The sequence below is a fragment of the Sphingopyxis sp. HIX genome (genome assembly GCF_001468285.1).
Classification (GTDB): Bacteria; Pseudomonadota; Alphaproteobacteria; order Sphingomonadales; family Sphingomonadaceae; genus Sphingopyxis.
The window spans coordinates 143,779-154,392 of record NZ_LNSB01000003.1; the positions used below are offsets into that span (position 1 = coordinate 143,779).

A 10,614-nucleotide genomic window follows, 5' to 3' on the forward strand; every position below is an offset into this window, starting at 1 on the left:
TATATGAAAACGAGAGTCGGCAACCCCGGGGCCTTTGCCCGTTTCGACCTCATCCGCTTGTTTGCTGCGCTGAAGGCGTTTTCGAAGTGGTCGGTCGGGCTGCTCCTGCTTGCCGCCCTCGCCACCCCCGCCGCCGCTCAAACCGAAGACGCCTACGCCCCCGCGCGCGCGATCGTCGCCGACATCGGCAAGATCGTTACCCCCAACGGCGTGCAGGAAACCTTCGAGGCCACGCTCGGCGGCGCGCGGCAGGTCGTGAACGTCCGCGGTGCCGACCGCGACAACCCGATCCTCGTCTTCGTCCACGGCGGCCCCGGGGCGGTCGAGATGCCTTTTGCCTGGGCGTTCCAGCGCCCGTGGGAGGATGTCTTCACCGTCGTGCAATACGACCAGCGCGGCGCGGGGCGGAGCTATCCGCTGAGCGACCCCGCGGCGCTCGCGCCGACGATGACCCCCGAACGCTACCGCGACGACGCGATCGAACTGATCGAGCTGCTGCAGAAGCGCTACGGCAAGAAGAAGGTCGTGCTGATGGGGCACAGCTGGGGTTCGATCGTCGGCCTGTCGGTCGCGGTGAAACGCCCCGACCTGCTCTACGCCTATGTCGGCGTCGGCCAGGGCATCGATTTCCGCGAAGGCGAGAAGGCCGGCATGGCCTGGGCGCGCGCCAAGGCGGTCGCGGCCGGGAATGACGAGGCGGTCGCCGCAATCGACGCGCTCGCACCCTATCCCGCGGGCGAGTTCACCATCGAAAAGGCCGACGGCTGGCGCAAATATGCAATTCCGTACGGTTCGCTGATCTACAACAAGCCCGACCTCAAATATTATTTCCAGACCCCGCGCCTCTCGCCCGAATATGGGCCCGCCGACGTGCAGGCGTGGGGCAAGGGCAGCGCCTTTTCGGTCACCACGCTCTGGCCGCGCCTCGCCGACGTCAGCTTCAAGCCGGTGAAGAAGATGGACGTGCCGATCGTCTTCCTGCTCGGACGGCATGATTATACCGTGCCCGCGCCCGTAGCGGCCGACTGGTTCGCGCAGGTCAAGGCGCCGTCCAAAAAACTCGTCTGGCTCGAACATTCGGCGCATATGCCGATGGTCGAGGAGCCGGGACATTTCTTTGCCGCGCTGCTCCGCGACGTGTTGCCGCTGACCAAGGAAGAATGACGATGACGCCCTATGTCCTGCCGATCTTCATGCTCGTCATCTCGAACATCTTCATGACGATCGCCTGGTACGGGCATTTGGGGGACATCTCGCGGCCGATGTGGCTCGCGATCCTGATCGCCTGGGGCATCGCCTTCTTCGAATATTGCCTCGTCGTCCCCGCCAACCGCATGGGGCACAGCGTCTATTCGACCGCCGAGCTCAAGACGATGCAGGAGGTGATCACGCTGATCGTCTTCGCGGGCTTCGCCGTCTTCTGGCTCGGCGAGAAGCTGACGCTCAACCATCTCGTCGGCTTCCTGCTGATCGCGGGCGGCGCCTTCTTCATCTTCAAGGGGCCGATTGCCGCCTGATCGCCATGTCGCTAGCCTCGCCACCGAGGGGAGACTGCAGCATGGCGGACGACAAGGGCATTTCGCGGCGCAGCTTTGCGGTCGGCGCAGCGGGGCTCGCCGCGCTGCCGGCCGCGGCGACGGCCAAACCGCCCAAGCCGGCGCCGATCCCCATCGGCAAGCCCTTCATCCTCACGACCTGGAACTTCGGTCCGAGCGCCAATGCCGTCGGCTGGCCGATGCTTGCGGGGGGCGCGTCGTCGATCGACACCGTCGAGGCGGCGATCAACCATGTCGAGGAGTTCGGCGACTATTGGGTCGGCGCCGACGGCGTCCCGAACGAGGTCGGCGAGACCACGCTCGACGCGATGATATTATGGGGCCCGACACACGACATCGGCGCGGTCGGCTGCCTGAAGCGCGTCAGAAGGGCGATATCGGTCGCGCGCAAGGTGATGGAAGAGACCCAGCACACGCTGATCGTCGGCGACGATGCGACGCGCTTCGCCGCGCGCATGGGCTTTACCGAAACCTCGCTCACCGGACCGAAATCGCAGGCGGCCTTCGCCAAATGGGCGGCGACCCATTCGAAGTCCGACGCCTTCGGCCCCGAGCCGCGCGGCCAGTCCGACACGCTGCGCGCGCACGACACCGTCGGCTGCATCGCGCTCGACGCCGCGGGCAATCTCTGCGTCGGCTGCTCGACCAACGGCCGCGAGTTCAAGATCCCGGGGCGCGTCGGCGATTCGCCGATCCCGGGCGCCGGCGCCTACGGCGATCAGGCGGTGGGCGGCGCGGTCGCGACGGGCAATGGCGATGTGATGATGCGCTTCCTGCCCACCTATCACGCGGTCGAGTTGATGCGCGGCGGCATGCATCCGCAGGCGGCGGCCGAGGCCGCGCTGCGCCGCATCGCCGATGCCGGCTACAGCATCGGCGGCGGCATCGCGGTCATCCGCCGCGACGGCGTGCACGGCGCGGCAAAGACCGGCTGGGACGAGGTACCCTTCGATTATTCGGTGCAGACCGCGAGCGGCAATGTGACCGTGCCGGTGGCGTAGACACCGCCCCTTCCTTCCTGCCTCCAAAGCCCCTACATGCGCGCCCATGGAAACCAGAGCCGGCGATCCCGGGGCCTTTGCCCATTTCGACCTCACCCGCGTCCCTTCGCCCGCCTTCGTCGTCGATGCGGCAAAGATCCGCGCGAACCTCGGCGTGCTGCGCCATATCGGCGACGCGTCGGGCGCGCGCGTACTCGCGGCGCTCAAGGCTTTCTCGATGTGGTCGCTGGGATCGACGGTCACCGACTATCTCGACGGCGTCTGCGCCTCGGGGCTCTACGAGGCGAAGCTCGGGCGCGAGGAATATGGCGGCGAGGTCGCCACATACTGCGCGGGTTACAAGGCCGAGGACCTGCCCGAGATCGCGAAGCTCTCGGACCATCTGATCTTCAATTCGCCCGGCCAGATCGCGCGTTTCCGCCCGCTGCTCGACGAGCTTCGCGCCGCGGGCGAAAGCTTCGACGTCGGCCTGCGCATCAATCCGCAGCACAGCGAGGGCGAGGTCCCCAAATACGACCCCGCGGCGCCGTGCAGTCGCCTCGGCTTTCCGGTCGACCAGCTCACCCCCGAGCATATGGCGGGCGTCGACGGCATCCATATGCACGTGCTGTGCGAACAGGATTTCCCGCCGCTCGCCCGCACGTGGGCCGCGGTCGAGCCGAAGCTCGCGCCGTATCTGGGCCAGCTCAAATGGCTCAACTTCGGCGGCGGCCACCATGTGACGCGCGCCGACTATCAGGTGGGAGACCTGATCGCTTTTCTCAAGAACGTCCGCGAAACCACCGGCTGCGACGTGATGATCGAGCCCGGCGAGGCGGTCGCGCTCGACGCGGGCATCCTCGTCGGCGAAGTGCTCGACCTGTTCGACAACGGCATGCCGATCGGCATCACCGACATCAGCGCGACCTGCCACATGCCCGACGTCATCGAGGCGCCCTATCGCCCGGCGATGCTGGGCGAGGAAGAGGGCAGTACGCCGACCCGCCTCGGCGGTCCCTCGTGCCTCGCGGGCGACGTCATCGGCGATTATCGCCTGCCCGGCGGCGCTGCGATTGGCCAGCGCTTCGCCTTTCTCGACCAGGCGCATTATTCGATGGTCAAGACCAACAGCTTCAACGGTGTGCCGCTGCCGTCGATCTGGCTGTGGGACAGCGCGACCGACGAACTGAAGCTGGTCCGCGAATTCGCTTACGAGGACTTCAAGACGCGGCTGAGCTGATGGTGCTCAGAGGATGAAATCTCCGGCATCGAGCGGCTGCGGGCCCAGCATCGAAATCTCGATCATGAAGTCGGCAACGCCGTCGCCATTAACGTCGCCGCTGACATAATAGGTCGTTCCCGACCGCGGTCCCTCGTCCCAGGTGCCGATGAGCTCGTAGCGCAGTTCGCCCGCGACGCCGGTGAAGGCGTCCGTGCCGATGAAGCTGAACGCGCTGTCGCCGCCGCCCGTGACCGCATCGAGCAGGCTGAGGTCGATGACATCGCCGTCGTCGGCCGAAAAATAGACGCGGTCGACCTGCGTCATACTCATGCCCGACGGGATGAAAACGTAGCGGTCGGCCCCCGCGCCGCCGTCGAGCATGTCGAGCCCGGGGCCGCCGTTGAGCACGTCGTTCCCGTCGTTCCCGAGCAGCGCGTCGTTGCCGCCACCGCCGTTCAGCGTGTCATTGCCCTCGCCGCCGGCCAGCACGTCGTTGCCGCCGCCGCCGATCAGCGAATTATTCTGGGCGTTGCCCTGGATATTATTGTCGAGATTGTTGCCGGTGCCGATCACCGCGAGGCCGTTGCCGCCCCTGAGATCGAGCTGCTCGACATTGGCGCCGAGCGTGTAGTTGATCGACGAGACGACCCGGTCGGTGCCACCTCCGGTGCCTTCGCTCACCACGTCGCCGATATTGTCGACGATATAAGTATCGTCGCCGATGCCGCCGGTCATCGTGTCGGCGCCCGCGCCGCCGTCGAGCAGGTCGTTGCCGTCGTTGCCGTTCAGCACGTCATCGTCGGCGAAGCCGTAGAGCTCGTCGTTGCCGCCCGCGCCGGTCAGATTGTCGTCGAACGCGCTGCCGTTCAGCACATTGTCGCCCGCATCGCCGACGCGCGTCACGCCGCCCTGCGGGATGTTGATGAAATTGGCCTCGCCGAAGTCCGAAACCCGCAGACGGTCGGCCTGGGCGAAGCTCTGGGGCATAAACCGGATCAGCGTCGAATAGCCCCCGGGGCCCGCGCCGTCGAAGTCGGCCTGCAGCAGCACGCTGCCGGCTGTCGATTCCACCAGCCGGAAATGTCCCGTCAGGAACGGGTTCGCGCCGTCCCAGTTGGTGAGCGACGAAAGCAGCGGCGACAGGTCGACGACGTCGAGCCCGGTCAACGATGACTCCCGGCCCACCGTGCCGAACTGCGAAACGACCAGCCCCGCCTGCCCCGCCGAACCCGGGGTCGCGTCCATGAAGACGATCCTATCCTGATCGGGACCGGTTCCGAGGCGCAGGTCGACGCGCCCGGTACCGGTGTCGCGCAGGATGAAGGTATCGGCGCCGCCGAACAGGTCGACCGTCGCGATATCGGCATGGGCGTTCCGATAGTCGACGACGTCGTTGCCGGGATTCTGGACATTGTCGTCGCCCCAGATCAGCAGGTTTTCCTGCAGGCTCGACACGCCCGGCCGATTGATGACGATCAGATCGTTGCCGCGCCCGCCATAGAATTTGTCGTTGCCGCCGGCACCGCCGATGCCCGGGGCATCTTCGTCGTAGAGCTGATCGTCGTCGTCGCCCCCGCGCAGTTCGTCGGCGCCGCCGCCGGCATAGAGGATGTCGTTGCCGGTACCGCCCGAAATGATGTCGCTGCCGCCATTGCCATAGAGCGTGTCGTTGCCGCCCTCGCCGTTGATCACGTCGTTGCCGCGCCCGCCGGTCGCTGTGTCGTCGCCTTCGCCGGCGGTGATCCGGTCGTTGCCGTCGAAGCCGTCGATCGTGTCGGCGTCGGGCGTGCCGGGAAGGATATCGTCGCCAGGTCCGCCGGGAATCACCGCCATGATCGTCTCCTCACCACTGTCGCGCCAGTTGGCCGGCCGCGCCGGCCGGTCCGACTCTTATGGATAACAAGAGGTTAACTGATGGTCCGTCACATTTGCAACCGGAATCAGGAAGCGATCTCCGCCAGCGCCTGATGGATGTCGCTGACCACCACCGACCCCTCGCCGACCGACGAGGCGACGCGCTTCACCGATCCCTTGCGCACGTCGCCGATCGCATAGATGCGCGGCCAGCTCGTCTCGTAGCGGCTCGGCATGCGGTCGAGCGACCAGCCCGCCTTGACCAGCTCCATCGGAGCGATGTCGGTGCCGGTCTTCACGAAGCCCTTCTCGTCGCACACCATTTCCTTGGGCAGCCAGCGCGTGTTCGGCGTCGCGCCGAGGAAGAGGAACAGGAAGCCGCAGTCGCAATGCCCCTCCTCGCCCGTCTCGCGGCAGCGATAGGTGAGCCCCGCAAGCCGGTCCTCGCCGTGCAGCGCGACGACGTCGGTCGATCCGATGATCTCGATATTCGGATGTTCCTCCAGCCGTTTGACCAGATATTCGGACATCGTCTCGCGCAGGCTCTCGCGGCGGAAGATGACATAGACCTTCTTCGCGACGCTCGCGAGATAAATGGCGCCCTGCCCCGCCGAATTGCCCGATCCGACGATGGTGACCTCGGCATTGCCGCAGAGCTGCGCCTCCATCGGGGTCGCGCCATAATAGATGCCGCGGCCCTCGTATGACTCGATCCCCTCGATCGGCAGCCGCTGGTACTGCGCGCCGCTCGCGACGACGACCGCGCGGCTCCTGAGCTTGCGTCCGTCGGCGAGGTGCAGGCAGTAAGCGTCGCCGTCGCGCCCGATCTCGGCCGCGCGCACCGGCGCGACGATCCGCGCGCCGAACTTCTGCGCCTGCACCGTCGCGCGCCGCGCCAGCTCGTTGCCCGAAATGCCCGTCGGGAAACCCAAGTAATTCTCGATCTTCGACGAGGTCCCCGCCTGCCCGCCCGGCGCGAGCGAATCGAGCGCGATCACCGTCAGCCCTTCCGACGCCGCATAGACCGCCGCCGCGAGCCCGCCGGGCCCGCTGCCGACGACGAGCACATCGGCCGTCGCGCCGTCGGGCAGCAGGTCGAGCCCCATCGCCTGCGCCAGCTCCTCGGGCGTCGGCTGCACCAGCACGTCGGTCGCGCCCAGGATCACCGCGGGCAGCTGATCCTCGCTCAGCCCGCGCTCGGCCATCAGATGCGCCGCGACCGGGCCGTCGGCGGGGTCGAACCAGCGATGCCCGACGCCATGCTTCATCAAGAGGTCGCGCAGCGCATAGACGCTGCGGTCGATCCCCGCGCCGAGGACGATGATCGCCGCAAAGCCGCGTAGATTGCCGAACTCGCGCCGCGCCGCGAACACGCGCACGAAGATGTCGGAGAAATGGCTGTTGCCCGCGATCATCCGCTGGAAACTCTCGTGCGGGATACGCAGGATATCGCCGTCGGCGCCCATCACCACGCGCGACAGATGCCGCTGCCCGGTGAGCACCGACAGGTCGCCCGCGAACTGCCCGCGCTCCATCCACCCGACGCGGCGGCTGCCCTCGTCGGTCTGGACAAAGATGTCGGTATGCCCCGTCAGCGTGACGATACAGTCGGGCGCCATCGTCCCTTCGGCGAGGATAAGATCGCCCTCGGCATGCGATTCGACGGCGCCGAACGCGATCAGCTCTTCCAGTTCGGCGCCGGAAAAGGTGTGATTCACGTCGGGCGGCGGGTTCATGGGCCATGGTCCTTGTCGCGGGAGAAGGCGCGAGCAATAGCGGGAAAGCGCGGCTTTGTCCCCCGGTTACCGCGCGTCAGGCCCGCTTCGCCGCGCCTGTTACCGATGCGTTACAAAATTGCGCCAAAGGGTCTTTACAGGGGGGACCCCCCTGCATATATCGCCCTCCGCTGCCCCAGGGGGACTTCCAATAACCGCAAGGCAGCCTTGGATGTTTAACGTTATTTTTGGGGGTCCCTTGAGTTGCACCAGCATCATAGCGCCCACGGGCTGATTCAGGCACTTTCGCCGGTCGAACCTGTTACGCTTGTCCGCCCGCACGCCGCGGCGCGCGCAGCGCGTTTCTTCATCGAGCGATTTCCCGGCACGACCATGTATGCGGTCAAGGCGAACCCGTCGCCCGACCTGCTGCGCGTGCTGTGGGATTCGGGTGTCACGCATTATGACGTCGCCTCGATCGCCGAGGTGCGCCTCGTCGCGCGCACGCTGCCCAAGGCGACGCTCTGCTTCATGCATCCGGTAAAGGCCGAGGAAGCGATTTCCGAAGCCTATTGGAAGCATGGCGTGCGCACCTTCTCGCTCGACACGATGGACGAGCTCGAGAAGATCGTCCGCGCCACCGAGGGCGCCCAGGACCTCAACCTGCTGGTCCGCCTGCGCGTCTCGTCCGACCATTCGAAGCTCAGCCTCGCCGCCAAGTTCGGCGCCGAGCCCGAAGATGTCGCCGAACTCTTGATGGCGACCCGCCAGGCCAGCGACGCGCTCGGCATCTGCTTCCACGTCGGCAGCCAGGCGATGACCCCGCATGCCTATGCACAGGCGATGGAGCGCGTCCGCGCCGCGATCGTCGCGGCGGCGGTGACGGTCGACATCATCGATGTCGGCGGCGGCTTCCCCTCGTCCTACCCGGGCATGGAGCCCCCGCCGCTCGGCGCCTATTTCGACACGATCCACCGGACGTTCGAAAGCCTGCCGATCAGCTATTCGGCCGAACTGTGGTGCGAACCCGGCCGCGCGCTCGCCGCCGAATACAGCTCGCTGATCGTCCGCGTCGAAAAGCGCCGGGGCGACGAGCTCTACATCAACGACGGTGCCTATGGCGCGCTGTTCGACGCCGCGCATGTCGGCTGGCGCTTCCCCGTGACGCTGCTCCGCGAGCCCGAGAGCGACGCCGAGACGACCGCGTTCAGCTTCTACGGCCCGACCTGCGACGACCTCGACCATATGGCCGGCCCCTTCTATCTCCCCGCGGACGTGAAGGCCGGCGATTTCATCGAGATCGGCATGCTCGGCGCCTATGGCTGCGCGATGCGGACCAAGTTCAACGGCTTCGGCGCGGATGAGACCCATGTGGTGAGCGACGAGCCGATGGTGAGCCTCTACACCGGCGAAGCCGAACCCGAGCGCCGCAGCGCGACGGTGACGAAGCTGTTCTGAAGCGGATGGTTAAGGGATAGGGAAAGGGCCGGCGCTGCGAAGCGACCGGCCCCTTTTAATGTCGGCTAAATGGAGGGCTTAGACAATTTTGCCAATTCGAGAATGACCTGCGCGGCAACGATTGCCGCGTTCTTGACGGCTATCCCCCTCCAATCGTCGGGTCGCGCTTCAGTCTCATCCTTTCTTCCGGCATAATCGGAGATACCGCGGATCATCAAGCCTTGGCTAGCGGCGCCGACCGGCGTTCGCTGCACGGCATCGATAGACTTAAAAAAGCCGAAAGACTCCATATCTATCGCGTGCACTTTTCGCATCACAATATCCATCAAGTCCGCGATGAAGTCGCGATAGCTAACACTGTCGATGACCATTCCACAGGAAAATATGCTCACATCGTCGTGCAGTTTTGGTTCACGAATTTCGAATTCTTCGCTACCCAGCTGAAAAGTTTTTCCTAAGGGTGAATCGAGCACAAGGCGGTCCGCCTGCACTCTTGAAAGCGCGCCCAGAGCATCGGGAGAACATGGCATCGTTTGGCTATTAGCGATCAGAGCGTTGGCACCAAAGAACTGTTCCCTAAAATCTTTGCGACCTGACAAGCGATCGTAGTCGGACCTGCCTTCTTCGGTTACCTTCTCATAAATCCGATTAATCGCATTGTTTGGAACCACCACATCTCCCACTTGTAAGTGTTTTGGCCTTAAACTCGCAGCAGTTCCAACGAAAATAATAAAAGTGGGCTGCGACAATGTGATAATCTGGGTCGTGCGAACCGCAGCATTCATGTCTCCCATCCCTGGGCACATCGCCACTTTTAGAAAAAGATCATCTTCCGAGGGAACTTTATAGACGACGTCCGTGCGCCTATGCCCAGGAGCCTGGTCAAAACATTCATCAAATACTGAAGTAATAGCGCGCATTTCTTCAAGTTTGGCGCATAAAACACAGAACTCGTACTTATCCAGCTTGGCGTCCATCCCCATCCCCCGAAAAGTCAGCCTTGCCAGACCGCTTACAGTCGGAATGGCCGATCAAAAAGTTGTATATAAGTTATACCCAAAGACTTCGCGAGCCCTGCAAATTCTTTCCCTAAGAACGCCCTCGACAACGAAACCTTTTCAGACGCGTCAAGATCGATTGAAAAAAAGACCTTAACGCAAGCGGGCACTTGACGTACAACCTTGGGCACCTGCCCGACATGGTTCTCAACAAACTGCTGAAAAAGATGGATCCTCGTCGAGACAAAAATTGATGGGCGAACATCAAATATAACAATCAAGGGGGTATTGCACTTCTCAAATTCGATGGATTGACCCCGTATGAGCGATAGAAGTCCCTCCCGGATGCGACGGCTATTATCCAATCCCTCCTCCGCTGCGTCGTGCAGCGCTCGATCCCTATTCATGAGATTTCCTTACCGACAAATGGAAGTGCTAGCTGATCGGGATCTGGATAAGCATCAGATGCAGACTTAATGAAGCGCGCCGCCACTTCCGAAACTGACCGCAAATTCTCCATTTCGCGGATAGCGATCAATTTTCGATGCAACGAATCTGAAATGGTTACGGAGATGCGAATAAATCACCTCTTAGCGCAATGATCACTTATTACACATGTTGCACGCCTAAGGCAAGACTTGCGGCAAAGTGCAGCACTGTGCAGCACAACAACGATTTTTTGGATCGAAGGCTGATAGAGACACGCATAGCTGTCAAGTCAGCTTACGCTACAGTTCACTTTATCGCCGAAAACCAAGACACGGCAGGCCGCCCCTATCTCTAACGCCTCGCCCATGCTAACCCACCCCCGGGCGGCACCAAAAAGAACAC

The 10,614-nt window shown here is 63.7% G+C and carries 8 protein-coding genes; 5 read left to right on the forward strand and 3 right to left on the reverse strand.

Features of this window, described 5'->3' with window-relative positions; translation table 11 throughout:
- Window positions 1-3: 3 nt before the first annotated feature.
- From ATE62_RS02920 to ATE62_RS02935, 4 genes are read left to right on the forward strand one after another with little or no spacing between them, the layout of a single operon-like run.
- The gene (locus ATE62_RS02920) at window positions 4-1,164 is read left to right on the forward strand and encodes an alpha/beta fold hydrolase (RefSeq protein WP_231736050.1); all 1,161 of its coding nucleotides are present in this window, start codon (window positions 4-6) and stop codon (window positions 1,162-1,164) included.
- Window positions 1,165-1,166: 2 nt separating this feature from the next.
- Entirely contained in the window at window positions 1,167-1,517 is a 351-nt protein-coding gene (locus ATE62_RS02925; RefSeq protein ID WP_197411643.1) for a DMT family protein, read from the forward strand.
- Window positions 1,518-1,558: 41 nt separating this feature from the next.
- Window positions 1,559-2,557 carry a N(4)-(beta-N-acetylglucosaminyl)-L-asparaginase gene (locus ATE62_RS02930; RefSeq protein WP_058807667.1) on the forward strand — a complete coding sequence of 333 codons (999 nt, stop codon included), beginning with the start codon at window positions 1,559-1,561 and terminating at the stop codon, window positions 2,555-2,557.
- Window positions 2,558-2,603: 46 nt separating this feature from the next.
- Entirely contained in the window at window positions 2,604-3,776 is a 1,173-nt protein-coding gene (locus ATE62_RS02935; protein WP_058807668.1) for a carboxynorspermidine decarboxylase, read from the forward strand.
- A gap of 6 nt (window positions 3,777-3,782) precedes the next feature.
- On the opposite strand, the gene ATE62_RS02940 is transcribed toward ATE62_RS02935, so the two are convergent.
- A complete protein-coding gene (locus tag ATE62_RS02940; RefSeq protein ID WP_058807669.1) occupies window positions 3,783-5,591 on the reverse strand; it encodes a calcium-binding protein in 1,809 nt (602 codons plus the stop codon).
- 107 nt (window positions 5,592-5,698) lie between these two features.
- Window positions 5,699-7,348 carry an FAD-dependent oxidoreductase gene (locus ATE62_RS02945; RefSeq protein WP_058807670.1) on the reverse strand — a complete coding sequence of 550 codons (1,650 nt, stop codon included), beginning with the start codon at window positions 7,346-7,348 and terminating at the stop codon, window positions 5,699-5,701.
- Between the two features lie 243 nt (window positions 7,349-7,591).
- On the opposite strand from ATE62_RS02945, the gene ATE62_RS02950 reads away from it, so the two are divergent.
- Window positions 7,592-8,785 carry a type III PLP-dependent enzyme gene (locus tag ATE62_RS02950; RefSeq protein WP_058807671.1) on the forward strand — a complete coding sequence of 398 codons (1,194 nt, stop codon included), beginning with the start codon at window positions 7,592-7,594 and terminating at the stop codon, window positions 8,783-8,785.
- Window positions 8,786-8,850: 65 nt separating this feature from the next.
- Here the strand turns inward: ATE62_RS02950 and ATE62_RS22735 are convergent, their stop codons facing one another.
- The gene (locus tag ATE62_RS22735) at window positions 8,851-9,762 is read right to left on the reverse strand and encodes a 5'-methylthioadenosine/S-adenosylhomocysteine nucleosidase family protein (protein WP_197411642.1); all 912 of its coding nucleotides are present in this window, start codon (window positions 9,760-9,762) and stop codon (window positions 8,851-8,853) included.
- Window positions 9,763-10,614: the final 852 nt, after the last annotated feature.

Coding starts and splice junctions, on each gene's coding strand:
- ATE62_RS02925 (WP_197411643.1), top strand. CDS start 1,167: ATGACGCCCTATGTCCTGCCGATCTTCATGCTCGTCATCTCGAACATC.
- ATE62_RS02940 (WP_058807669.1), bottom strand. CDS start 5,591: ATGGCGGTGATTCCCGGCGGACCTGGCGACGATATCCTTCCCGGCACG.
- ATE62_RS02920 (WP_231736050.1), top strand. CDS start 4: ATGAAAACGAGAGTCGGCAACCCCGGGGCCTTTGCCCGTTTCGACCTC.
- ATE62_RS02945 (WP_058807670.1), bottom strand. CDS start 7,348: ATGAACCCGCCGCCCGACGTGAATCACACCTTTTCCGGCGCCGAACTG.
- ATE62_RS02930 (WP_058807667.1), top strand. CDS start 1,559: ATGGCGGACGACAAGGGCATTTCGCGGCGCAGCTTTGCGGTCGGCGCA.
- ATE62_RS22735 (WP_197411642.1), bottom strand. CDS start 9,762: ATGGACGCCAAGCTGGATAAGTACGAGTTCTGTGTTTTATGCGCCAAA.
- ATE62_RS02935 (WP_058807668.1), top strand. CDS start 2,604: ATGGAAACCAGAGCCGGCGATCCCGGGGCCTTTGCCCATTTCGACCTC.